General features: G+C 40.8%; 28 protein-coding genes and 6 pseudogenes. 15 read left to right on the forward strand and 19 right to left on the reverse strand.

What is annotated here, in order from left to right:
* Nucleotides 1-255 precede the first annotated feature (255 nt).
* Nucleotides 256-990 (reverse strand): PDDEXK nuclease domain-containing protein, encoded by a 735-nt coding sequence (locus AC6I3O_RS22215; protein ID WP_300701043.1) that lies wholly within the window; start codon nucleotides 988-990, stop codon nucleotides 256-258.
* A gap of 39 nt (nucleotides 991-1,029) precedes the next feature.
* A complete protein-coding gene (locus AC6I3O_RS22220; RefSeq protein ID WP_300701036.1) occupies nucleotides 1,030-1,260 on the reverse strand; it encodes a helix-turn-helix domain-containing protein in 231 nt (76 codons plus the stop codon).
* Between the two features lie 257 nt (nucleotides 1,261-1,517).
* Here AC6I3O_RS22220 and AC6I3O_RS22225 point away from each other — a divergent pair, with 257 nt between their 5' ends.
* The 3 genes and pseudogenes from AC6I3O_RS22225 to AC6I3O_RS22235 form a co-directional block, all read left to right on the forward strand.
* Nucleotides 1,518-1,697 (forward strand): hypothetical protein, encoded by a 180-nt coding sequence (locus AC6I3O_RS22225; RefSeq protein ID WP_497852734.1) that lies wholly within the window; start codon nucleotides 1,518-1,520, stop codon nucleotides 1,695-1,697.
* Nucleotides 1,673-1,990: a hypothetical protein gene (locus AC6I3O_RS22230; RefSeq protein WP_300701040.1), complete on the forward strand. Its 318-nt coding sequence runs from the start codon at nucleotides 1,673-1,675 to the stop codon at nucleotides 1,988-1,990. The genes AC6I3O_RS22225 and AC6I3O_RS22230 overlap by 25 nt, the downstream gene beginning before the upstream one ends.
* A gap of 372 nt (nucleotides 1,991-2,362) precedes the next feature.
* A pseudogene (locus AC6I3O_RS22235) lies at nucleotides 2,363-2,689 on the forward strand (helix-turn-helix domain-containing protein); the annotation flags it as partial.
* A 582-nt stretch (nucleotides 2,690-3,271) separates the two neighbouring features.
* Here AC6I3O_RS22235 and AC6I3O_RS22240 read toward each other — a convergent pair.
* Nucleotides 3,272-3,535, reverse strand: coding sequence for a hypothetical protein (locus AC6I3O_RS22240; protein WP_497852735.1), 264 nt, complete (start codon nucleotides 3,533-3,535; stop codon nucleotides 3,272-3,274).
* Between the two features lie 150 nt (nucleotides 3,536-3,685).
* Between AC6I3O_RS22240 and AC6I3O_RS22245 the strand changes: the two are divergent.
* A pseudogene (locus AC6I3O_RS22245) lies at nucleotides 3,686-4,342 on the forward strand (IS1634 family transposase); the annotation flags it as partial.
* 137 nt (nucleotides 4,343-4,479) lie between these two features.
* Here the strand turns inward: AC6I3O_RS22245 and AC6I3O_RS22250 are convergent.
* The 12 genes and pseudogenes from AC6I3O_RS22250 to AC6I3O_RS22305 all read right to left on the reverse strand — a co-directional run.
* Nucleotides 4,480-5,349 carry a KilA-N domain-containing protein gene (locus AC6I3O_RS22250; RefSeq protein WP_497852736.1) on the reverse strand — a complete coding sequence of 290 codons (870 nt, stop codon included), beginning with the start codon at nucleotides 5,347-5,349 and terminating at the stop codon, nucleotides 4,480-4,482.
* Nucleotides 5,350-5,376: 27 nt separating this feature from the next.
* The gene (locus tag AC6I3O_RS22255; RefSeq protein ID WP_482673194.1) at nucleotides 5,377-5,847 is read right to left on the reverse strand and encodes a GNAT family N-acetyltransferase; all 471 of its coding nucleotides are present in this window, start codon (nucleotides 5,845-5,847) and stop codon (nucleotides 5,377-5,379) included.
* Between the two features lie 12 nt (nucleotides 5,848-5,859).
* Entirely contained in the window at nucleotides 5,860-6,309 is a 450-nt protein-coding gene (locus tag AC6I3O_RS22260) for a hypothetical protein (protein ID WP_497852737.1), read from the reverse strand.
* A 5-nt stretch (nucleotides 6,310-6,314) separates the two neighbouring features.
* Nucleotides 6,315-6,833, reverse strand: coding sequence for a GNAT family N-acetyltransferase (locus tag AC6I3O_RS22265; protein WP_482673192.1), 519 nt, complete (start codon nucleotides 6,831-6,833; stop codon nucleotides 6,315-6,317).
* A 26-nt stretch (nucleotides 6,834-6,859) separates the two neighbouring features.
* Nucleotides 6,860-7,228 (reverse strand): annotated as a pseudogene (locus AC6I3O_RS22270) (GNAT family N-acetyltransferase); the annotation flags it as partial.
* 265 nt (nucleotides 7,229-7,493) lie between these two features.
* A complete protein-coding gene (locus AC6I3O_RS22275; RefSeq protein ID WP_482673191.1) occupies nucleotides 7,494-8,009 on the reverse strand; it encodes an adenylate kinase in 516 nt (171 codons plus the stop codon).
* A gap of 74 nt (nucleotides 8,010-8,083) precedes the next feature.
* Complete coding sequence (locus AC6I3O_RS22280; protein ID WP_497852738.1) at nucleotides 8,084-8,791, reverse strand: SAM-dependent methyltransferase; 708 nt, start codon at nucleotides 8,789-8,791, stop codon at nucleotides 8,084-8,086.
* Nucleotides 8,792-8,933: 142 nt separating this feature from the next.
* A pseudogene (locus AC6I3O_RS22285) lies at nucleotides 8,934-9,311 on the reverse strand (TnpV protein).
* A gap of 253 nt (nucleotides 9,312-9,564) precedes the next feature.
* A pseudogene (locus tag AC6I3O_RS22290) lies at nucleotides 9,565-10,263 on the reverse strand (plasmid recombination protein); the annotation flags it as partial.
* A gap of 332 nt (nucleotides 10,264-10,595) precedes the next feature.
* Nucleotides 10,596-11,735, reverse strand: a complete 1,140-nt coding sequence (locus tag AC6I3O_RS22295; protein WP_497852739.1) for an AAA family ATPase — start codon at nucleotides 11,733-11,735, stop codon at nucleotides 10,596-10,598.
* Complete coding sequence (locus AC6I3O_RS22300) at nucleotides 11,725-12,057, reverse strand: plasmid mobilization protein (RefSeq protein ID WP_268766769.1); 333 nt, start codon at nucleotides 12,055-12,057, stop codon at nucleotides 11,725-11,727. The genes AC6I3O_RS22295 and AC6I3O_RS22300 overlap by 11 nt, the downstream gene beginning before the upstream one ends.
* Nucleotide 12,058: 1 nt before the next feature.
* Nucleotides 12,059-12,226, reverse strand: a pseudogene (locus AC6I3O_RS22305) (site-specific integrase); the annotation flags it as partial.
* 259 nt (nucleotides 12,227-12,485) lie between these two features.
* Between AC6I3O_RS22305 and AC6I3O_RS22310 the strand changes: the two are divergent.
* From AC6I3O_RS22310 to AC6I3O_RS22350, 9 genes are all read left to right on the forward strand, one after another.
* Complete coding sequence (locus AC6I3O_RS22310) at nucleotides 12,486-13,010, forward strand: DUF5720 family protein (protein WP_497852740.1); 525 nt, start codon at nucleotides 12,486-12,488, stop codon at nucleotides 13,008-13,010.
* 29 nt (nucleotides 13,011-13,039) lie between these two features.
* A complete protein-coding gene (locus AC6I3O_RS22315) occupies nucleotides 13,040-13,912 on the forward strand; it encodes a DUF6017 domain-containing protein (protein ID WP_120432886.1) in 873 nt (290 codons plus the stop codon).
* Between the two features lie 72 nt (nucleotides 13,913-13,984).
* Complete coding sequence (locus tag AC6I3O_RS22320; RefSeq protein WP_497852741.1) at nucleotides 13,985-14,284, forward strand: hypothetical protein; 300 nt, start codon at nucleotides 13,985-13,987, stop codon at nucleotides 14,282-14,284.
* Nucleotides 14,285-14,496: 212 nt separating this feature from the next.
* A complete protein-coding gene (locus AC6I3O_RS22325; RefSeq protein WP_353957160.1) occupies nucleotides 14,497-14,874 on the forward strand; it encodes a GntR family transcriptional regulator in 378 nt (125 codons plus the stop codon).
* 2 nt (nucleotides 14,875-14,876) lie between these two features.
* Entirely contained in the window at nucleotides 14,877-15,737 is an 861-nt protein-coding gene (locus AC6I3O_RS22330) for an ABC transporter ATP-binding protein (protein ID WP_120432885.1), read from the forward strand.
* Nucleotides 15,734-16,381 carry an ABC-2 transporter permease gene (locus tag AC6I3O_RS22335; protein WP_288156309.1) on the forward strand — a complete coding sequence of 216 codons (648 nt, stop codon included), beginning with the start codon at nucleotides 15,734-15,736 and terminating at the stop codon, nucleotides 16,379-16,381. The genes AC6I3O_RS22330 and AC6I3O_RS22335 overlap by 4 nt, the downstream gene beginning before the upstream one ends.
* Nucleotides 16,382-16,409: 28 nt before the next feature.
* Entirely contained in the window at nucleotides 16,410-16,577 is a 168-nt protein-coding gene (locus AC6I3O_RS22340; RefSeq protein WP_172509773.1) for a DUF6440 family protein, read from the forward strand.
* 24 nt (nucleotides 16,578-16,601) lie between these two features.
* Nucleotides 16,602-16,790: a cysteine-rich KTR domain-containing protein gene (locus AC6I3O_RS22345; protein WP_172509772.1), complete on the forward strand. Its 189-nt coding sequence runs from the start codon at nucleotides 16,602-16,604 to the stop codon at nucleotides 16,788-16,790.
* A 97-nt stretch (nucleotides 16,791-16,887) separates the two neighbouring features.
* A complete protein-coding gene (locus AC6I3O_RS22350; protein ID WP_497852742.1) occupies nucleotides 16,888-17,037 on the forward strand; it encodes a hypothetical protein in 150 nt (49 codons plus the stop codon).
* A gap of 33 nt (nucleotides 17,038-17,070) precedes the next feature.
* Here AC6I3O_RS22350 and AC6I3O_RS22355 read toward each other — a convergent pair whose 3' ends face one another.
* The gene (locus tag AC6I3O_RS22355) at nucleotides 17,071-18,051 is read right to left on the reverse strand and encodes a site-specific integrase (RefSeq protein WP_497852743.1); all 981 of its coding nucleotides are present in this window, start codon (nucleotides 18,049-18,051) and stop codon (nucleotides 17,071-17,073) included.
* Nucleotides 18,052-18,252, reverse strand: a complete 201-nt coding sequence (locus tag AC6I3O_RS22360; RefSeq protein ID WP_016304095.1) for a helix-turn-helix transcriptional regulator — start codon at nucleotides 18,250-18,252, stop codon at nucleotides 18,052-18,054.
* Between the two features lie 225 nt (nucleotides 18,253-18,477).
* Here AC6I3O_RS22360 and AC6I3O_RS22365 point away from each other — a divergent pair, with 225 nt between their 5' ends.
* Nucleotides 18,478-19,005: a helix-turn-helix domain-containing protein gene (locus tag AC6I3O_RS22365; RefSeq protein ID WP_497852744.1), complete on the forward strand. Its 528-nt coding sequence runs from the start codon at nucleotides 18,478-18,480 to the stop codon at nucleotides 19,003-19,005.
* Between the two features lie 28 nt (nucleotides 19,006-19,033).
* Nucleotides 19,034-19,486: a GNAT family N-acetyltransferase gene (locus AC6I3O_RS22370; protein WP_497852745.1), complete on the forward strand. Its 453-nt coding sequence runs from the start codon at nucleotides 19,034-19,036 to the stop codon at nucleotides 19,484-19,486.
* A 390-nt stretch (nucleotides 19,487-19,876) separates the two neighbouring features.
* Here AC6I3O_RS22370 and AC6I3O_RS22375 read toward each other — a convergent pair whose 3' ends face one another.
* Nucleotides 19,877-21,748 carry an NACHT domain-containing protein gene (locus tag AC6I3O_RS22375; RefSeq protein ID WP_497852746.1) on the reverse strand — a complete coding sequence of 624 codons (1,872 nt, stop codon included), beginning with the start codon at nucleotides 21,746-21,748 and terminating at the stop codon, nucleotides 19,877-19,879.
* A gap of 97 nt (nucleotides 21,749-21,845) precedes the next feature.
* On the reverse strand, nucleotides 21,846-22,262 hold the full coding sequence (locus tag AC6I3O_RS22380) for a YjdF family protein (RefSeq protein WP_497852747.1): 417 nt from the start codon (nucleotides 22,260-22,262) through the stop codon (nucleotides 21,846-21,848).
* Nucleotides 22,263-22,320: the final 58 nt, after the last annotated feature.

The raw sequence follows: 22,320 nt of genomic DNA on the forward strand, positions 1-22,320 counted from the left end.
AAAGGCACAAAATATGTGACAATAGACATATTCGACGGGAGTGTCAGGATTTCTGTGTAAGTTATGTCAAAAAATCCTACAAATAGGTATTTTATGAATTCTTACAGGAAAATCCTGACATTCCCTATTCAATATTTTTCACATTTATATAATTCTTTATATGTTACATATGAAGCTAAATAAATTCTGGTTTTTTATTCATTACTCTTCCTCCACACAGTCCCTTATCATAAATCTTTCACGCTAATAACTCATCTATTGAAATATCTTCAGTCTCTCCACAATCTCCTCCGGCTCCGGCAGCATTTCCTTCATATCCTCCGGCAGAGAATCACTCAACTTATAAGTCGCCACCCCAATCGACACATTCGACTGTTTCAATGCATATTCCACATATGTCTTGTCCTTGCTCTTACAAATAGTAATGCCAATAGACGGATTTTCTCCCGGCAGTTTTATCTGCTCGTCCAGTGCTGTTAGGTATAATTGCATCTTCCCTGAGTATTCCGCCTCAAACTCGCCTATTTTCAATTCGATTGCCACCAAGCTCCTCAATCTTCTGTGAAAGAGAAGTAAATCAGTATACAAATCCCGATTCCCAACGGTCAAATGGTATTGATTACCGACAAATGTAAAATCCCCGCCCATCTCTATTAGAAATGCCCGGATATTGTTTACTAACTGCATTTCCAGCTCATGCTTAGAGTATTCCGGCGACAGTTCCGCAAAGTCAAAAGTATATTCATCTTTTACTGCCAGCTTTGCCTGAATCCTGCGTTCCTTCGGCAGTGTTAAATCAAAATTAGTCTGATTTAATAAATACTTTTCGTAAGTCTGTGCCTCAATGAAATTGGCTAAAATACGTTTTGTCCATCCATACCGCTTTGCCATCTGGATGTAGAATTCCCTCTGCAAATCGTCTTTGCATTTTTCCATAATGACGATATTATTGCTCCAGCTAATTTCTCGCACCAGTGGCGCGAGTTTTATAAATCTACTATCAAATTGATATTTTCAATAACGACCTGGCTATTTTTCCCCCGGCGGATGGAATACTAGCAAATCTTGTATCTCACGTCCTAACACCGTACACAGTTTACACAACACATACACATCCAGCCGGGTAATGCTGTTCGTGCAGTAATTATCTATCTGTTTCCAATTCATTTCTGCCTTATGTGACAGCTTGTTCTTGCTCAGTCCCTTTTTCTTCAGCAGTTCATTCAGCCTTATTTCCAAATATCCGTAATTTTCCTCCACGTTCCCACCTCTACATTTTCATATTTGTTTCATGCTCACAGTTTGATTCTATATTTATTGCAGAAACTCGCTAACCCTAAACAAATATCAGAACACTAAATTTTCACATTCCAAGGCGGTGCAGAGCTTGCACAATACAAAGGTGTCCAACCGGGTAATGTCATTTTCACAATACCTGTCCACCGCATTTTCATTCATTTTGAATTAGAATGCCGCCAAATATACTAATTTAAAGGGGAACAGGTGATGTTATGGATATGAAAAATTTTGCAGCCATACTTTTAAAAGACATTGAAAAATCTGGACTTCCTATTGCAGAAATAAAGCGCATACAATCGGACAAAGGTTTATTTGCAATAGAAACTTCTGATAATAGCGAATTCCCGATTAAAATTTCAAACAGGGATGCCAAGTGCGAAACATTTATCTGGAGATAGACGAAACGGAACGCAGAATCCATGGAATTTACGAAAAGTACGTCAGCAGATGGGAAAATGACGAGATTCTTATGAACAACGATTTTGACATCGACTGGCTGGAGGGTATTCTGGACATGAAGGATTTCCGCAAGCTGGAAAATATTATCTTACAGTACAGTTCAAGGAATGACGAACTGCTGTCTACTTTGGAATTCAAATATGCCTGGTCTTTATTTATGGAATGTGCCAAAGGAAACGATAGCTCAAATTCTGAAAAGTTGAATTCCAACATTGATTCTACAAAACAATAACCTGAATTTTTCCATACATTAGACTGGAACATTTTAAAAGTATGGTTGTCAAAAAAGGGCCAGGGGATTTCCCCTGACAAGTGCCGGAGGTTGCCGCTGCCCATATGGGCGTGGCAATCCAAAGGCGTTGCTTGCTGGCTGGTATTGTGTATTGATTTTTTGTCCGCTATCTGCATCCGACACTGCCTATTTTACCAGCTGAAAACGAAATCTATCACAAACTTCCCCAGCATCCCATCCTGTCGTCCCGCAAACTAAAGTTCCAATCTCCCGCACAAAAACGTCAAATTAAAATCTCTAGTTCCAAATAACGCCTATAAGAACGTGCTGCGGGAAGCAGCACGTTTTCCTCTTGACCATTCCATGCTGTTCGATATAGACAGTCAAATCGGGCTTATGCACACTTTATTTGCCCTTGAGGACATCTACGGTCTTACTGTCTGTGAAACAGACGGGGAAATCTGTCTGCATGTCAATAAAGGCAAATGCAAAGCCGCCGATGATTTACTGCAAATGCTCACCGCTTGGCAGGGACAGGCGGCAAGGCTCGCTAATAAAGAAATCACCCAAGAGGAATATGACCAGTGGCGGTATCAGTACCCTAAATTTGATACTTCACAGCATTGGGCGAAAGTCCCCTCTAAGGAATTAAGCGATACCTTGGCTGAACAGTTCAAAGACCGCTTAAAAGATTACTAAATACCGAAATAATTGCCCACCGTGTTATAAAAACGGCAAAACCGCCCTTAGCCATGTGTTCCTACCCACAGCTAAGGGCGTTTCTAATATGGATTCGTTCAGAGCCAAGCGGAATTTAGACAATATATGCGATGAATGTTTACATTCAAGAGCATATATTGGCAAAAGTCCATTTGGCGGATACGCCACAACTGAGAAATATGTAATATTTCTCAGTATGGCTCTGAACATTGCCAGCCAGTTTAAAATCATTCTTCTACCTATAAACCATCAGACAACAAGAATAATGCCGCTGAAATGACTGTTATCAATTTGTTATCAAAAGACCTCTTGGGAGTCCGCAAACCCGCATAAGCACTGGATTTGCTAAGCATTTTTGTTTATTTGAAATCCCTATAGCTATAACATAATTGCTAAATACTTGATTACTTTTTAAGGGTTTTCATAGCTATAATATCCATATTTCACGTCGTATTTGCAGTTTCAGAGCAAACAGGTATCATACGGGTATCACAGATTTTCCCCTTGACTGCCATATCTACATGGTGCTAGCACCATGTAATTAACGCCCCTAAAGAACAACTATTTGCTCTGCTTCAACTTTTCTAATATGGCTATCACATTCGGCTGCGTTGGTATAAATTTTATACCACGCTTCAGCATACCCATAACCTTTTTTGCTTTCTGTTCAATCTCTTTAGCAGTATGCTCACTTGTCAGCATCAAATGATTTCCGGCTATGGTATATTCTCGCTCTATGTACTCATCTGTTATTGGAAACATATCCTGTATCAAAAATGCACTCTGCCTGCTATCATCCAATTTCACAATATGTGATAATATCACAGGGCTTTCCTGCTTTCTCTTTCTTCTCTACAATTCGCTTATATTTATCAATCTGGCTGGACAAGGGTATCATCCAATAAATTCCTCTGCTTGTATCTTCAAAGCAATAATAGTGTGGTCTATTTCCTACCTTGTTGCCTTTGAGATATGGATGTCCTTGGGGAAGAACTCTATGCGGACACAGAACTCATAAAGTGGAAAGGGCACCGCTGCTACCTTCATGTTTATTTTGACAGTATCAAAGCCGCGCTGGATGAGAAAAAGTTCAGCCATCGGATTCTGATGGAATATGAGGAACTCTGCTCAGGGAGTACGGTAAAAGAGCATCAGAAAGACTACGAAAGATTTTTTACTGTCAAGGAGACTCCTAAGCGGGGCAGGAAGGTTGAATACAATCAGGAAGCGATAGATGTCTGCAGAAAGAACAGTGTTGGCTGGCTTGTGCTTGCGACAAATGATGTCAAAGATCCGGTGAAGGCACTTGAAATATATCGGATGAAGGATACAATAGAAAAGCACTTCGATGACTTGAAAAATGACCTTGATATGAAAAGGCTGCGTATCCATTCCTCAGCAGCAATGGACGGGCGGCTGTTTATCCAGTATATTGCCCTGATACTTACTTCTCAGATTAAAAACATCATGAATGAGGCCGGATGGTTCAAGAGCCATAATATGCAGGAAGTGATAGATGAGATGAAATCCTTGCGGGTAGTTTCTGTTGAAGGGAAACGTAAACAGATCTACACAACGACAACAGCTTTTCAGAAAGAAATTATTGAACTCTTTGGTCTTAACATCGGCTAACATATGTATAATTTATATGGGATTTTAGGTTGTACTTATTCAAATAAATCATATGGTCAGGCATATCCGTAATCTCTGTAATTGCGGATAGTAGCTATATGTTCCGTGTTAAATTATAAGCGATTTTGCTTAGAAAATCAACTGTTTGTTCCCGTATCTTCAATAAGATTTTTCTTTAGTGCTTCAATCGTATCTTGGTTCTTTTTCAAAAGTTCTAACTGCCTATAAGCTTTTTCTCTTAATATTTTCAGCCTCTCTATTTTCGGCACTTCCTGTCTTATTAAGTCAGCATTCGTATCTTCCAGATTGATAAGTACCACCAATTCTTCCGCTGAAGCAAAATCTCTGATATTTGGCGTTTTTCCGCTTATTCCTTTTTCACTTCTCCATTGCGCCGCCGTTTTCCCAAACAAAGCCATATTCAAAATATCCGCTTCTGAAGCATATGTATATGCCATCTCCTGCGGAGACAATGTTGGTGTTATCAGAAATTCCTTTACCGCATCTGTATGGATACGATAATTAATTTTTGATAATTCTCTCTTTGCATCCCATCCAATCGCTAATCTGTTTGCTTCGTCTTTCTTTAATCGTTGATAGTCCTTGATAATATAAAGTTTAAATTCTGGCGAAATCCACGAAGCAAACTCAAAGGCAATGTCTGTATGAGCATAAGTGCCGCCATACCGACCTGATTTTGATATGATACCGATTGCGTCCGTTGCTTTTATCCATTGCTGCGGCGTCAGCGTAAACGCATTATCTCCCGATTCTGCTTTAAACCTATCGAATTCGATAGGTTTAAAATTGGGGTTGTGGATTTGTTCCCACAAGCCCAAAAACGAAATCGTGGAATGATTACGCATCCAGTTTGCCACCACAATAAAAGCATTATCAGGATTTTTATATTTAGCAATATCTGTCAGCGAAATATAAGCGTCCTCATTAACGACATCGCCCATTACTCTAATTTCTGTTCCGTTAGCATCTATTTTCATATTCTTCATTATTTCTCATTATCTCCTTCTGCCACGCTACAACTGGCAAACCATTATATATTCTTCTTCATTTTCCCCTACTACTTGAAAATCTACTTTCTGATACATATTAACTGCATAATTCGCTTTCTGCACGGATAAAGATGTCTGCTTATATCCTTTGTGTTTTAGAAATCGCAGCATTTCTTTCATAAGTGCCGTACCTAACCCCAAATGCCTGTATTCTTCATAAAGCGATATGGCAAGGGAAGGCGTTTCATCGTCAATATGCCCGTAATCATTCATAACACGTACCCATACTGCGCCCACAATCTTTTCTTTTACTTCCGCAACCAAGCACCAATCATCTGCTTTCCCAAAATCAGCGATATATACTTGAAGCTCTGGCTGTTCAACAATAGATTTTGGCGGTTTTTCCATTTCTTCTGGAATAAAAATCGCTTCATACAGAAAATCAGATAATATGTAGTATTCATTTTCTCTGATTTCTCTAATCCGATAATCCATACTTATATAACCTCAAACAATAAAATTAACAATACCATATGTCAAATGGCAAATTAGAAAAATGGAAATTGGCACAACTGCTATCATATTTTTTCTATCAATAGCAAAAAACAAAAACGCCAAACACGGGGGAATTGTCAGCCCCATTATAACACCTGTATTCACGGTACCTGAATAATATCCTACCCAACTTGCAAAATATATTAAGCAACAAATTATCGCAAGAATAATTAAAGGCGTGATATGGAATTTATGGCTCTTTACGTTAACAAAAACACACAAAGCTATAACCATCATAACCTGACAGACAGAAGCTATGGTGTCAATCACTTCAGTAACCGATTCCGCCCTTAATACATCATTAGGTGCTGGAACAGCAAACCAAATAAAGTTAGGTATCATTATAATCAAAAACAATAATAGCCCATAAATATTGAACCCAAACTTATATTCTTTTAGCACCAAATTCACTCCCTTATTTCTTCTTTTAGTAAAGAGTACATTTTCATATCCATTACCTTACCATTCTTCACGGCATTGCTTCTCAATGTACCCTCATATTGAAACCCTGCTTTTTCAAGCACCCTGCAAGACGCTATATTATAAACAAACGGCTCTGCATAGATACGGATAATATCACTTTCTCTAAAAACATACTCACATATTTGCCTGACAGCTTCGGTCATAATGCCTTTGCCCCAATATTCCTCAGCAATATAATATCCTAACTCGGCGGTTTGCCTATGAATATTTTCTTGCCGAAAAATGCCAATACTGCCAATCACTGTATTATCTACGGTAATAGCAAAAGCAAAGGTTTCGTTTTCATCTGCGGAAAGCATAGCAGAAATAAAATCTTTTCCATCCTGTTCAGTATAAGGGTAAGGCAACCCATCACGAAGATTATCTTGTACTTTTTTATTTGAAAGTGCAGCCGCCAAATCTTTTGCATCTGATAGCTCCCATTTTCTTATTCTGCATTTCATTTTTCAATTCCTCTCAATCCACATTTTCAATTTTCTTTTAGCTTTTTCTCCATGATTTCATAAATCAGCTTTACGTCATTTTCCAATTCGTATATCCCATGCCCCACCGTTTTATAGCCTCTATGCTCATATAAACACGCTGCCGGAAGCGAAGCGTCCAAAATAACCGTATCATATGTTTTAGAAATTTCCTTTTCCAAACAATTCATAACATGCGAGCCGCAGCCCTGATTTTGATAAGCGGGCAGCACATATACCCCTGTAATATGATTGCCATCAAAACAACCTGTTCCGACAATCATATCATTATACACCAACACTCCCATATTTCCCGATGCTATTCCGTTTAGAATGTGTTCTTTACTATGATGTCTGCAAAAGAAATCCACTACTTCCTTTGGATAATATTTCGGATAGACCTTTACTAACTAATTTTGTTTAGGAATTATTCTCTGTCGAGTATGTAAATCTTTTGATTATTTGATATATCCATATTATCCTGCCTATATGAGCTAATGTTATCATTTTGTTATCGCTGTTGATAACACTGGCTGTGTAACTGCGGATAATAGCTATATGCTATGGCTTAAATTAAAAGCGAGTTTGTTAAGAAAATCAACACTAAGTTTTGGAGTCAATTTTACAAACAGGAAATTGTCCCTAGAAATCAATATTGACTTCATATTTATCTTCAAAGAGTATGTAGTTTAATTGATATTTCTGTGCATTACGTAATACTTCTGCATTGTCTTCCAAAACACTCTTCATCGTATAGCATTCATCATCTAATCGTTTTTCAATGGTGTTTGCATATCCTCTTATGTCTGCAAAATGACTTCTAATATAGCCTTCACTCATTATAAGACAATAATATTTAATATTTTCGAGATATTCGTAAACAAAATCCTTTTGCCAATCAAACGGAATATAGCAACCCTCAACAATTAAATTCTGCTTATTTTCAATAGCCGTTTTAACTATCTCACGAACGATAGGCCATAGATATGCGGTTAAATCCTTATCACTGCTCATTGGTGTGAGTTCTGTATTTCCACTGCGAATTAACCCCATTTTTAGATGGTCTATTGATAAATATGGGTATTTATATTTTTCAAGTAACTTTTGAGCAAGTGCTGTTTTACCTGTATGCGATGCTCCTGTAATTAAAATAACCATCTCTTGTATCCTCACAATTTCAGACTTTTCGTTCCTTGTAACTTCCTGATAAACTGGAATTTATATTATAGCGCCTATTTCAGCTTTATATAGATACCTACAAAACAAGTATATGGCCTAATGATTGTTTCAAAGTGTTGTCTGTCACCATAAGCAAACTGATTATTTGTTGCAATCCACTCACCCCATGCTTTTTCAAAGCAATCCATTTCCCATGTTATGACCGTTTTAATTCTGTCGTGGCTGCCAACAAGTTTTTTCCAGTGTGTTGGACTTTTAAACATATAGGCATCATCACCAAGCCAATCAAATAGGAGCTCTTTTGCACAGTTTGTGTATTCATCTTTCAAACCAGGAATACCAATTAAAACTACCCCACCGTCTTTCATAAACGGCAAAATTTTCTCTTGAAAAAATCCCTCTTGACCTGCAAAATAATGATAAGAATCAATACTAACCAGAGCATTAAACTGCTTTTCTTCAAAATGAAGGTTGTTCGCATCTTCGCAAATTGGCTCTATCTGTTCACCAACTCCCCATTGAGTAAATCGCTTCCCATTCTCTTCTGCACTAATCCATAGGTCGTTTGCATAAACCTTCGCCTTTGTTTCTTTCGCAATTACAAAACTTGTTAATCCTGTTCCGCATCCCAAATCAAGAATCAAATCATCATCGGTCAGTTGTAAGGGATATTTGTCAAGTAATTCAGCTAAAATCCTGACACTATTTGGTCCCATCATCGTTTCTTCTGAAATGTATTTCTTATAGCTGCTAATATTCAAAAGTCTTACCTCCTCTAAATTCCGATTTTTCAATCTAATTTCTTTTTCCAAGTATACACAAATTCATAAGATTTTTCAATTCTCCGAACTATTTTTTTGATTGAGAGACACTTCCACATACGGCAGAAGTGCCACCTATAACTTATAAATAGATTACCTCGCGCTCCACAACTTCCCTTACACAAGCCCGAATATTATTCATCTTTTGAACCCATAAAATCTGATTTTCTGCCTTTAACTGCTCCGTCACCCCCTTCCTTTCGGCATATTCCCTTACCAGCCGAGAAAACATATCCTCTGCCTGTTCATCCACACTTGCAAGGTATTCATTCAGCCTGCCGCTTGTCAGTAGATTGAGATAAATGAACTGCTTATGCTCTTTGATATACTGCAAATGCCTTTGCCCTCATAAGCCTACCGGCTTTTCTTCTTCGGGAGGTAATGCAAGCTCTGGGAGATAGTATTCGCCTTGCCTTGCATACCAAAGACCGTTATTTTCGTCATAAATCCTGTTTTCCATAATGTTTCCTACCTTTCCTCTTTGTTGTTTTTAAAGCATTTCCCTCGCTGTTTCAACTTCTGCGCCGCTTTTGCCTGCTCCAAAAAGCTGTCCATCTGCTTACTGCCACTTTATTTTTATACGACTTCGCCGACATGAACCCCTGCGGCTCTGGCAACTGGTATTCTGGGGAAGTGTCAAGCACCTGTTCCAGAGTTTTTAGGTTTTCCATTCCTTTGTCATAATTCTCCACCCTGTCCGACAAAACTTGAAATTCCTCTTTTTTCTCTGAAATCTGCCCCTCAAGCTGGATGACCTCTTTTTCCCGCTCCTGCTTTTTATAATCAAGGACAGACAAATGTTTCTCATGCGTGCCTTTATGCTCCCATTCAATGCCATGCCGCCCCATCACAGCGCCAAGGTTTTCTTTTTCGGACTGTACCCACTGGCTCCACTCCGTATCGCCACGGGAGCCGCCTTTGAATCCCTGCGCCGCCAACGCCTGCTTCAAAGATACCCTTGTTTCGAGCCCGCGCTTGCTGCCAGTCGTGAACGGAACAAAATCAATGTGCAGATGCGGCGTTGCTTCATCCATATGGATATGAGAGGAAAATACATAAAGGTTCGGGTTTCGTTCTTGGAATCCATGATAATATTCATCCAAAATCTGCCTTGCAAGCTGTCCGTTTTCACTTCCCGCACCCATGTTCTCCTTATCCCCCATCTGCAAAATCAGCTCATGGAACGGCTTTTCCTGCTTCGAGTTCCGTATCTTCTCGTAATAATCGGCAATGCGGCGGTCTGCCCTCGTCTGTTTCTCGTTATATCTCTGTAATGCTTTATCAAACAGCTTATGATATACTTTCTTGATATTCTCATTGCAGTAATCTACATTGAGGTGGGAGCGTTCACCATCCACATTTTCAGCCTTAAACTTGCGGCTGTTATGGTTGACCGAGCCTTTCCCCACCATTGCGCTAATCGTCCGTCTTATAAAATCACGCCCTTTCTTCTCGGCTGGTAGGCTTTGTTACTTTCCCGAAAGTAACGCAAAAGCACTTTTGTCGGCTGTGCCAACAAAAATGCAACCCGCAGGCGGGTTTTGCGCACTCCGAGGGGTGAGCGTGTGCCAGTGGCACACAAGCTGCGAACCGACCGAGTCGGCAGACGAGACAGAGCCGCCTTTGAAAAGGCACTCTCTGCACTCTCCGCCAAACTTCAAACAGTGTCAATGTGTGACGATGGTGACAATGTTTTAGACAACGCCCCTGCGCTCATAAACATTGTCACCTTTGACACCGTTTGTCACGCTTCCCCATTAATCTCTTTCCAAAGGGAAACCTTTCTGCCATTGTGGGTACGGCTGTTCTGATAGCGGATACCATAATCACGGAACAGCCTGCTTGCATTGATACTAAGCCTTAAGGAAAGCACATTCGGCTTAATATCCACGCCGAGCCTTTCACAAAGTTCTGAAGCTGTCCCCTCCCTGTCACTCGCCGAAAAAAGAGTAGCTGCTATTTTTTCAAGTAAAGGCTCTGGCGGCTCTTTCCACAGCTCTGTTTCCGATTTTTCAAAGTTCCACACCAGACGCTCGGCATCTCTCACAAGATGGACTTTCATATCCTGCTGGTCTCTGCCTGCCACATCAAGCGTGGCGTTATTGGAAATTCGCTTTTCCTTGCTGAGAACAAATGCTCCGTCTGCTGCACCCATCAGTCCATTTGTTCCCGAAATCATATCAAAAATATCTTCCGCTTTCTGCTTTCGGGTGTGATGGACAATGAGCATCGTAACTTTGTAACTGTCTGCCAATGCTTTGAGCCTTGCCACAATGTCATAGTCGCTTGCGTAACTGTAATCTGCACCGCCAGCTTCACGGACACGCTTTAAGGTGTCTATGATTATTAAACCAGTTTCGGGATGTTCCTGCATAAACCCTCTGATTTGTTCTTCCAAACCGCCATTGACCGTTTTACACTCTGTTGCAAAATATAGGTTGCCTGTTTCTTCTGCACCGAACATCTGGAACAGCCGTTTCTGCAGACGTGGGTAATCATCTTCAAGCGCAAAATATAAAACCGTCGCTTTCCGCACCTTGTATTCCCACAACGACATTCCAATGCTGATATGGTAGGCAATCTGAGCCATCATAAAACTTTTCCCCACCTTTGGAGAGCCTACGAAAAGGTAGGTTCCTCTTTGGAGCAGACCATCAATCAGCGGCGGCTGTATATCAAATACCGTATCATAAAGTGCCGCCATAGATACGGTTTTCAGATAGGACGAGTCTAGCTGCCGCAGCATTTCCCTCTGCATTTCCTCAAAACTATTGATATTTTCGTCATAGTTGGATATACTATGGTCAGTACATTTTTGAATTGGCTGCTCCGTATCTGCGCTAACAGATACATTTGGGGTAGCCATTTCTTTTTTATTCGCCATCTTCACACTCTCCTTTCAGACCGCCGAGGATAACGGCAATCAGTTCGATTGTGTCAAGCAGTTCTTCATTTACGCCGCCCGCTTCAATCCTCTGCAATTCTGCAAGGACGGCGGAAAGCTCATTGCGGAGAGCCTTATACACCCTCGGATTTCCCTGCACTACTACATCTTGGCATAAGAGCCGCCTTGTGATATAGTCCTGCTTGGTAAGCCCCGAAAGGCGCACCGCCTTGTCAATCCGCTCGCTTTCTTCGGGAGATACCCGAAAAGCGACGGTCTTATTCCTCCAACGGTTGCAGTTGTCTAAATTCTTTGCCGACATCTCAAAAATCCCCCTTTCCTAAATCATCAAGCCTGTCCGCCATTTCCGCCTGCTTTGACGGAAACAGGTGTGCATAACGGTAAGTGATTTCGATGCTTTCATGCCCCACACGGTCGGCAATCGCCACCGCTGAAAACCCCATGTCAATCAATAAACTGATGTGGCTGTGCCATTACGGTATAATAACGACAAACGGAAAAAGCCTTTATTTTCAAGGGGTTTGAGCGTTTGCCGTCATTTATTCAATTCCTTTTCCAAGTTGAAATCTGACGAGAAAAATATCGAAAAAAGGAGGCTGTTTCATTAACGACAAAATTTAATAACGCCAGCGGTCCGGTGTATTGCCTGGCCGCTGATTGCCGTGGGCGTTTCACTTTTATAGGTGGACGCCCTTTTTCATATCCATTTTCAGGAGAAAGGAGATTCACATGGAACTGAACGAAATGGAAAAGCGCCTGATCTTCCAGACGGAAAGCTATGGGAAATCAGATGTCACTTATGAGCTGCGCATGTGCCTCCCCTATATACCGGACCCGGTAAAGAGGAAAACGGCGGAGGAGCTTATGCGAAAGCTGGACGCCATGCCGGAAAAAGACTGTCTGGCGCTCATTCAGGATATTCGGAAAAACTACCGGATTCCGGCAGGACCTAAGACGATGGGGGAACTACTGGCAGAGGCCAGGCAGAAATCCGGCGCGGAGAAATTGAAGGGGCATGACATCATGGCTCTGGAGCGCTTTGACCCGGAAGTAAAGCACATGATTGTCTTTGACGTGCTTTCAGGTAATGCCCCTGTCGGGGATAAAGGCGACAAGATGCGCCTGTTCCTTACGGATGCCGGCTACCAGAAATTTTTAGACAGCCAGGAACGGGGCGAGGTCAGACTGAAAAACCATGCGAAGGTTGCACCGGGCGGCCATCTGCACTATGACTGCAGGGACCGCGCCTTGTAACCCGGAGGAAAAGGAAGGAGGTTTTTGTTATGGCTGTATTCCGGGTAGAAAAAACAAAGGACTTCACGATCATGTGCAACCACCACCTGCGCAATACGGAACTGTCCTTAAAGGCAAAGGGGCTCCTCTCGCTCATGCTGTCGCTGCCGGAAGATTGGGATTATACCACAAAGGGGCTCGCCCATATCTGTAAGGATGGCGTGGATTCGATCACTACCGCCCTGAAAGAGCTGGAGCGGCACGGGTATCTCACCAGGCAGCGCCTCCGCTATGGGAACGGACAGCTCGGAGACATTGAGTATACGATCCATGAAAAGCCTGTAAATGCTGAAAAACGGGAGTATTCACCTAAACGGGAAAATCCAAGACAGGTAAATCCAGGACAGGCAAAACCTGAACAGGCCGAACCTGGACAGGAAAATCCCACACAATTAAATACTAATCCACTAAGGACTAAAAAATCAAAAACGGATATATCAAGGACCCATCAATCAATCTATCCGGCAGAGCCGGAGGCGGCAGGCCGCCCGGATAGGATGGATCGAATAGAGCTGACAGACGCCTACCGCGAGATCATTAAAGAAAATATTGAGTATGACTGTATGGTTTCCCGTTATGGGAAAGAACGCTTAGACGAGACTATGGAGCTTATGCTTGAAGTTGTTTTGTCCAAGCGGCCATATATCCGTATTGCCGGGGATGATTTTCCCAGGGAGGTGGTAAAGGGCCGTTTCCTGAAGATCAATTCCGGCCACCTGGAGTATGTCTTTGACTGTATTGACAAGAACACCACAAAAGTCGGAAATATCAAGGCATACCTGCTGGCAGCGCTGTATAATGCCCCGGCAACAATGGACAGTTATTACCGTGCCGAGGTCAATCACGACCTATACGGCTGTTAGGTGCCTTCGGGCGTCTTTTTTCATCACAGAAAGGAGGCGGGGCACGATGAAAAGAAATTCTGTGCCGGCACTATGCCCGGCGTAAGCAAAGAGCAGATTCAGGCGGCGAGGGAGGCGGACCTGTTTGCTTACCTGCAGTTCCATGAGCCTGGGGTGCTGAAAGAACGGATCGCCGGCACGCGGACGGCGGAGCCCCGCCGTACCTCCCCACAAAAGCCGGTTTCCAAAGTCGGGCTGCTGGTGGATATTGAGGCGGCGATCCGTTCCGGCAAAGGTCCGGGGTATGAACGCTGGGCGAAGGTGTTCAACTTAAAACAGCTCTCTTTTGTTTTTCAGCGTTCCAACGGAACGCGCAGCCATTACCGCAGGTGATGATCTCAGGGGTTTGGGGATATGTCACCAACAAGCATTTTGGCAGGAATACCGGAAAGGGATTCCTGCCAAAATACGCAATCTTACGGAAGATTGCATTGCTTGCCAGTAGTTTATCCTCATTTATTGACATACTTTTGTTGACAACGCCACCCAACTTGTGTATAATGTACTTGTTCAATAATCACACTATAAAACAAAGGAGGGGCGTAGTGGAAATTATCATAAGTAGCAATACCAGCAAGCCAATCTATGAGCAAATAACTTCGCAGATAAAAGCCATGATTATGAGTGGTGAACTGAAAACTGGCGACCCGATTCCCTCTATGCGGGCACTGGCAAAATCCATTCATGTGAGTGTCATTACCGTCCAAAAGGCGTATGAAGATTTGCAGCGGGACGGGTTTATAGAAACAACAGTTGGTCGAGGCAGTTTTGTGTCGGCACAGAACAAAGACTTTTATCAAGAAGAACAGCAGAGATTGGCTGAAGAACATTTGCAGGAAGCGGCTGATATTGGCCGAACAAGTGGAATATCGTTAGAAAAATTGGTTGAATTACTGACGATGTTTTATCATGAGGAGGATTAACTATGGACTCTATTTTGCAGGTTAATAACCTAACAAAACAATACGATGGCTTCAAATTAGATCATGTTTCGTTTTCGGTTCCAAAAGGAGCAATTATGGGGTTGATTGGTGAAAATGGAGCTGGAAAAAGTACGACTATCAATGCCATTCTTGATTTAATCCATAAGGACGAGGGAACTGTCACTTTTTGGGGGCAGGAGTTATCGGGATCGAAACAGCTCAAAGAGGATATTGGAGTGGTGTTCGATGGAATTAACTTCTATGAAACTCTCACCCCTGCCAAAGTCGGAAAAATCGGTAGAACGGCCTACAAACAGTGGGATGCACATTTATATCAGGAATATCTGAAACGCTTTCAGCTCCCTTTGGATAAAGAAATCAAAACTTTATCCAAAGGTATGAAAATGAAGCTGTGCATTGCCTTCGCACTCTCACATAAACCGAAGATGCTTATTTTAGATGAAGCCACCAGTGGACTTGATCCTGTAATGCGGGATGATATTCTTGAGGTGTTCCTCGACTTTGTGCAGGATGAAACACATTCTATTTTGATGTCCTCGCATATCACGACGGATTTAGAAAAAGTTGCAGACTATATTACTTTTATTCATCAAGGAAAAGTCCTTTTCTGCAAAACGAAAGATGAACTCCGTTATAACTACGGTATTATTCGCTGTGGGGCAGCTCTGTTCGATCAGTTGGACAAAGACGAAATTCTGGCCTACCGTAAAGACGATTACCAATGGAATGTTCTGGTAGCTGATAAGGAAAAGGCCAAAAGAAAATATAAAAATGCCGTAGTGGATGATGCAACGATTGATGATATTCTGCTGCTGTATGTGAAAGGAGATCAAGCTAAATGAAAAGCCTTGTTTTGAAAGATTTATTGAATATCGGTCATAATGCCAAATCTATGTTGTTCATCCTTTTGGTTTTTGCTATTGCCCTTATCCCGTTTTCTGGTGTTGAAGGTTATATCTTTGTGTGCGCCATTCTGTGTAGCATGATGATTGTAACAACTTTCTCTTTTGACGATAATTCTAAGTGGACACGATATGCCATGATTATGCCAGTTTCCAAGAAAGAATTGGTGGGCGGAAAATTTATTGTACTGGCTATCTTCTGCGCTGTTGGCAGCCTCTTTGGACTGGTTGTTGGTTCTATCGGCGGCCTTATCTCAAATAAAATCACGCTTGACCTTATAGGGATTGGAGAACTTTTATTTTTGACCTTGATTTCATGGGTAATTGCTCTGATTTTTGGTAGTATGTCAATTCCTCTTGTATTCAAGTTTGGAGCAGAAAGAGGCCGCGTCCTGCTGTTGGTATCTTTCCTTATTCCGGCAGGGATTTGTTTTGGAGTATATCAGCTTCTTGCTACATTAGGAGTTACGCTGACCGATCAGCTTGTGTTTATTCTTCTCTGTTGCTCTCCGCTTTTGGCATTAGCGTGGTGCTATGTGATGTATCAAATCAGTTATCGTATTTTTGCAAAGCAAGAAATTTGATTTTTTTGAATAGTTAGGAGGTATCTATATGGAAAATAAGAGATTTGAAATTACCGAAACCGCTGGAAGTGTAAAGGGGTTTTATGTGGTGGTAGATAAAGAAACCGGTGTCAATTATCTTGTTGCAAAGTTTGGTGCGGGTGCTGGTATCTGTCCTTTAATTGATAAAGATGGAAAACCCATTGTTACAAAGTAACTGCCTATGGAAAAGAGATATGCCATGCAGCTTGAACATTGGGTGCTGTGTCCAATATGTCAGAGTAAAACCCGTACAAAAATCAGAACAGATTCAGTTTTAGAGAATTTTCCATTGTTTTGCCCGAAATGCAAAAAGGAATTTCTTGTAAATATCAAACATTTAGAAGTTACTGTTATCAAAGAGCCAGACGCACAGACGCAGAGCCGATAGCACACAAGACCCCTTGTGTTATCGACTCTTTTTTCCTAATCAGCTGTGAATTTATAGGAAAAGTGATTATGAGATTAAGCTGAAACAACAGGAAATTGTGCAGGAAGTCGGAAACGCCAACATGCTGACGAAAGCTCTGATTGACCGGCTTATCAACAAAGTTTACGTCTTTCCAGGAGATCGGATTAAGATTGAATATGCAACACAGGATTTCTTAGAAACTAAGGAATCCGAAAAGGAGGTATAACCGTGAACACCCATTTGAAACAGCTATGGGCAGCTATGAAGCTGCCCGAAAAACTTCAAAAAAAGTTATAAATTTTTTTGTCGTGGGCTTGACATACGTGTGGCGCAAATCGTGAATCCGTATGCGTTTCACCCCTGCGGCTTTTGCGCCCCTGTCCATCTCGTGATGGAGGTAGCTCTTTGTTATTGTAAAGATACGGTCTTTCTTTTTTAAGCCGTACAGCATACCGATATACTCCTGCATTTCCTTGCAGAGAAACTTCGGCATCTTGATTGTTCGGTTGCTTTTCTTCGTTTTCGGAGAGGTAATCACATCTTCCCCGTGCAGGCGTTGGTAGGATTTGTTAATCGTGACTGTTTCCTTATCAAAACTAAAATCTGCGGCGGTCAGGGCTAATAATTCTCCCTCTCGGATTCCGCACCAGTAAAGCATTTCAAAGGCGTAAAAAGAAACTGGCTTGTCCATCATTTCATCTGCAAACTTTTTATATTCCTCTTTCGTCCAGAACAGCATTTCCTTGTGTTCCTCGCTCCCCATGTTCCCCGCCTTTGCCGCAGGGTTGGAGCGGAGGTCGTAATACCTTACTGCATGGTTGAAGATAGCGGAAAGCTGGTTGTGGACGGTTTTCAGATACGTCTGCGAATAGGGATTGCGCTTTTCATCACGGTAGGCAAGCAGCTCATTCTGCCATGCAATGATTTCCTTCGTGCCAATCCCGCTAATCTTCATTTTCCCGAAGTACGGAAGAATCTTTGTCCGAATGATATGCTCCTTTGTCAGCCATGTGTTTTCTTTCAGTCGGTTCTTGACGTCATTCACATAAAGCTCTGTAAAAGCTTCAAAGTCCATATCAAGGTCAGCGGAATTTTGCAACTGGAATTTTCGCTCCCACTCCTGCGCCTCCCGCTTTGTGGCAAACCCACGCTTGCATTTCTGTTTCCGCTCCCCTTTCCAGTTCACATACCTTGCCATCACATACCATGTGCCATTTCCCTCATTCTTAAATACTGGCATTTACTCCATCTCCTTTCCCTGTTTTTCTCCTGCTCCGTAAAACCTTTCTTGAAAATACTGGCGGTTTACTCTCCCTGCAATCGTGATAAACCCCTGCTCCTTCAGCTCGTCATTCAGTTTCTTGATGAGCTTGTAAGCGTAAGGCTTCGATACAGAAAGCTCCTGCGCCACCTCGTCCACACGGATAAATTTGTTGTCCATACAACCTCTCCTTTCCTTATTGCCGCCCATTACTCTGGGCATATAGGTATGCCCTTGCGGCGTTTTTTGTTAAGCGTTTTTGCTTAATTCATAATACTAAACATTTTTGCTACTGTCAATAGGTTTGCAAGAAAATATTAAACTTTTTTGTTTCGCTTATTCTTGACTTTTTCTAAGCATATATGCTATACTCCTTATAAACATACGAACAAGGAGTGAAACATTATGGCGATTGGCGAAAGAATACATTTTTTCCGCATCATGCGGGGCATGACACAGAAATACCTTGGTATGCTTGTCGGTTTTCCCGAACGGAGCGCAGACGTGCGTCTGGCACAGTATGAAACTGGCTCACGCAAGCCAAAGGCAGACTTGACGGCTGCACTGGCGCAGGCTCTTGACGTTGCGCCGCAGGCTCTGGACATACCCGACATTGACAGCTACATCGGTCTTATGCACACCTTATTTGCCCTTGAGGACATTTACGGACTTACCGTCAGCGAATCAGACGGTGAAATCTGCTTAAAAGTCAACAAAGACAAAAATAAGGATGCCGCCGAGTTACTGCAAATGCTTACCGCTTGGCAGGAACAGGCTGCAAAACTCTCTGCCGAGGAAATCAGCAAAGAAGATTACAACCAGTGGCGGTACAATTACCCAAAGTTTGACACCATGCAGCATTGGGCGAAAGCCCCCTCTAAGGAATTGAGCGATGCCTTAGTTGAAGCGTTCAAAGATAAGCTGCCAGACTAACCAAGCCAGATTGGAAGGTGTAAAAAACGTGATTATCAGAGAATACCGCCCCTCGGACTGTAAATACTTAGCGGAGCTGTTTTATCAGACTGTCCACTCTATAAATGCCAAAGACTACACAGATGAACAGTTAAACGTCTGGGCAACTGGCAATGTAAACATAAATGAATGGAATCAATCATTATCCGAGCATTTTACGCTTGTCGCCATAAAAGGCGGCATCATAGCAGGGTTTGGCGATATTGACAAAACAGGCTACCTTGACAGACTTTATGTCCACAAGGACTATCAAAGCCAAGGGATTGCCGCCGCTATCTGCGATAAACTGGAACACGCTTTTGAGGTAAGCAAAATAACCACACATGCTTCCATCACTGCAAAGCCGTTTTTTCTTCACAGGGGATATAATACAATTAAGGAACAGCAGGTAATCAGGTCAAATATCCCCTTGACGAATTACATTATGGAAAAAACACTTTAATTATCACCCCCATTCATCAATTAAAAAGCACGACAAAAAACGCCCTTAGCCATGAGTTCCTACCCACAGCTAAGGGCGTTTCTAATATGGATTTATTTCAGCCGTCCAAACCTCTTGCAAATCATTCTCCCACCAACAAACCACCTGACAGTAAGAATAATCGCACCCAAACGACTGTTATCAATTTGTTATCAAAAGACCTTTCCAAAGTCCGCAAACCCGCATAAACACTAGGTTTACTAAGCATTTTTGTTTATTCGAACTCCTCGGCGGATAGCTTGAACTGACTGTTTTTCCCTCATTTCTCAAGCATTTATTATCCATATTCTTTAAAAATCGCTTTTATATTTGTACCAGTCAAAGTTTTTAGAGCCAAAATAGAGCCAATTTTTATAACAATAACAACATTTCGTCTTTTGCGCTGTTTTCTGTTATACTATCCCTCTTTCTCTTCTGTTCCGACATCCATCTCCCTATCCTTTCTAGCAAACTATCAACCTCACAGTACTCATAAAGCAATTTTAGAATCTCACTTTTTTTACTCTCTGGTTCTATTCTTGCCAAATCTTCAATCTCAATTTCATTTTTTTCTCGGAAAAAACCATGTTGCTCCTTTAATAACATAATGATTTTCTCGCCCAATACTTTATCCTGGTGTCTCTCCACACAATATAACTCATCAAAAAGCAAAATAATATTTCTCTCATAAGGGATATCCATATGTTCGGCAGAATTAATACCTCTATATAATATATTATTATGAACCGATAAACTTTGATAAGCAGTTTTAAAAAAAGCAAATTGAGGAGAATCATTATTTTTAAGATTATTCAGAACATCTTCTAACCCCGTTTCCAATACATTAATATTAAAACGTTCCCCTTCTAATCTATATAACATATGAAAAAAATCTTCACGAAAAAGATGTCTTTTATCCATTTCCTTTTTCAAAAAAATTTTTTGCTGTTCGTCTGTAACATGTGTTGCAGTATAATAAGCTGCAAAATATGTTTGAAAAGAACGATGTGCAAACTTATATTTATTTCCTTCATCAACTATCAAACATACTATGTCTTTAATATCATCAAAAAACAGTTCTGGTCTATCTATAGAAGATACCAAATTCAGTCTTTTTATCCCTCTTTCAATGTACTTACAGATTTCCTCCTTGCTAAACTCATATTGTTGAGAAAAATATGACTGAAAACAAAAATAAGCAAATAAATCTTTAAATTCCCGTTCTCCAACTTTTTTACATTTATATTCTCGATTAAATAATCCTTCTTTATTTGCGTCATGTCTCTTATATAAAGCATCATATGCACTATCATAAAAATCCGTTAAATGTTCAGGAATCATATTATTATCTATAAACGTAATATACATCATCGTTAACAACAAAGGATTTGATGCGAAATCCTCATGCTTATCATATAACTCACATTCTAATAAATTTGCAAATTCAAATATCTTCTCATCATTTTTTCCAATTTTTTTTACTAATTCAATCGCCTGATTTTTTTCTAATGGACATGCTTTCAATAAAGTATATGTTTCTAATTCATGAAAACTTACTCCCTCTTCTCTTGAAGAAACAATATAACCATTATCTGGATATTTCTTGCTTATTTCTTGTATTAGTTGCATTGCCTTTTCACGATATTCTTCTTTTACTTCATCTAATCCATCAAATAAAAATAAATATTTACCTGACCTCAAACTATATTCAAACTGCTCTTGATTCAGTTTTACATCAAAACTTTCTATGCAATAATGAATTAAATTAAACAGCGCATTTTCCTCCTTAATGTCACCAATTTTCCTTAATTCAACCAGAACAGGTATATATTCACCTCTATGATGTGTATTCAAAAATAAATGCCGCATCATCATTGATTTGCCCGTTCCACCGCTACCTGTAATGACAATATTATTACTGATTTTCATAACATTATCAACTATTGTCATGGGGATTTTTTTCTTCTTATATTTTACAAATACATCTACATATATTCCATCTGTTCCCTCTAGCACCCTAGGTTCAGATAAATCTGCCAAAGTTTTTACTTTATTATATCTTATTTCAGAATTTCTAAGGTATGCCCTAAACGCACTACCTGTTGCTACACTTGCTTTTCCATATTTATTTTTAATAAAATTTAAAATCGCATTCAAGGCTCTTTCACTAACATTTTCAGCCGTTTTCTTCATCACATTCTGTTCAATTTCCACAAATGAGACTTTATCATTCGCTCCTGACATAATTAATTCCTTTCTGCTTAATAATACCATATTTACTTTACGCAAACATATGAAATTAAAGCCAAATTATTTACACTACTAAAAAATCAGGTTGATATTACCTCCCCCTATGCTTCTCTTTCCTTTTCTGCTGTCTCAGTTCAAACTGCCGCTGTTTCTCTGCTTCCTGCCGTTCCCGGCTCATAGTCTTGCGTTCAGTTTTCAACTGCTCCTGCTGTAATTTCAAAGCCTGTTGTGATTTTGTTCCTATTCCGTTATTCTGTACCTGTTTACGCACTTCACGCTGTACTCGTTTAGGATTGCGACCAGCCTCTTTTACATCAGTTGCCACAGCCGGACTAAATCGTAACCGATAGTAATTTTTCAAAACGAAGTCATATACCTCATAGTCTTTGGGTTCTACGCCAAACGTAACCTTACATACAGATAGCTTTCCATCTGATACACTTTCAAACACTCCCACCCAAAAGGGTTCTTCAAAAAATACTGTCAACTTTCCCGATACTTTGTCCATGACAATTCCTCCTTAAAATAATTGTGATGAACAAAGAACGGACGACCCTAAGGAGGGA

Source organism: Sporofaciens sp. St.21A7 (genome assembly GCF_059728535.1).

What these genes read in the sequence shown, in the direction of transcription:
- AC6I3O_RS22225 (WP_497852734.1), top strand. Translation starts at nt 1,518, where the DNA reads ATGAAAAATTTTGCAGCCATACTTTTAAAAGACATTGAAAAATCTGGA.
- AC6I3O_RS22250 (WP_497852736.1), bottom strand. Translation starts at nt 5,349, where the DNA reads ATGAAGAATATGAAAATAGATGCTAACGGAACAGAAATTAGAGTAATG.
- AC6I3O_RS22255 (WP_482673194.1), bottom strand. Translation starts at nt 5,847, where the DNA reads ATGGATTATCGGATTAGAGAAATCAGAGAAAATGAATACTACATATTA.
- AC6I3O_RS22265 (WP_482673192.1), bottom strand. Translation starts at nt 6,833, where the DNA reads ATGAAATGCAGAATAAGAAAATGGGAGCTATCAGATGCAAAAGATTTG.
- AC6I3O_RS22275 (WP_482673191.1), bottom strand. Translation starts at nt 8,009, where the DNA reads ATGGTTATTTTAATTACAGGAGCATCGCATACAGGTAAAACAGCACTT.
- AC6I3O_RS22295 (WP_497852739.1), bottom strand. Translation starts at nt 11,735, where the DNA reads ATGGCGAATAAAAAAGAAATGGCTACCCCAAATGTATCTGTTAGCGCA.
- AC6I3O_RS22300 (WP_268766769.1), bottom strand. Translation starts at nt 12,057, where the DNA reads ATGTCGGCAAAGAATTTAGACAACTGCAACCGTTGGAGGAATAAGACC.
- AC6I3O_RS22310 (WP_497852740.1), top strand. Translation starts at nt 12,486, where the DNA reads ATGGAACTGAACGAAATGGAAAAGCGCCTGATCTTCCAGACGGAAAGC.
- AC6I3O_RS22315 (WP_120432886.1), top strand. Translation starts at nt 13,040, where the DNA reads ATGGCTGTATTCCGGGTAGAAAAAACAAAGGACTTCACGATCATGTGC.
- AC6I3O_RS22320 (WP_497852741.1), top strand. Translation starts at nt 13,985, where the DNA reads ATGCCCGGCGTAAGCAAAGAGCAGATTCAGGCGGCGAGGGAGGCGGAC.
- AC6I3O_RS22330 (WP_120432885.1), top strand. Translation starts at nt 14,877, where the DNA reads ATGGACTCTATTTTGCAGGTTAATAACCTAACAAAACAATACGATGGC.
- AC6I3O_RS22335 (WP_288156309.1), top strand. Translation starts at nt 15,734, where the DNA reads ATGAAAAGCCTTGTTTTGAAAGATTTATTGAATATCGGTCATAATGCC.
- AC6I3O_RS22340 (WP_172509773.1), top strand. Translation starts at nt 16,410, where the DNA reads ATGGAAAATAAGAGATTTGAAATTACCGAAACCGCTGGAAGTGTAAAG.
- AC6I3O_RS22345 (WP_172509772.1), top strand. Translation starts at nt 16,602, where the DNA reads ATGCAGCTTGAACATTGGGTGCTGTGTCCAATATGTCAGAGTAAAACC.
- AC6I3O_RS22355 (WP_497852743.1), bottom strand. Translation starts at nt 18,051, where the DNA reads ATGCCAGTATTTAAGAATGAGGGAAATGGCACATGGTATGTGATGGCA.
- AC6I3O_RS22360 (WP_016304095.1), bottom strand. Translation starts at nt 18,252, where the DNA reads ATGGACAACAAATTTATCCGTGTGGACGAGGTGGCGCAGGAGCTTTCT.
- AC6I3O_RS22365 (WP_497852744.1), top strand. Translation starts at nt 18,478, where the DNA reads ATGGCGATTGGCGAAAGAATACATTTTTTCCGCATCATGCGGGGCATG.
- AC6I3O_RS22375 (WP_497852746.1), bottom strand. Translation starts at nt 21,748, where the DNA reads ATGTCAGGAGCGAATGATAAAGTCTCATTTGTGGAAATTGAACAGAAT.
- AC6I3O_RS22380 (WP_497852747.1), bottom strand. Translation starts at nt 22,262, where the DNA reads ATGGACAAAGTATCGGGAAAGTTGACAGTATTTTTTGAAGAACCCTTT.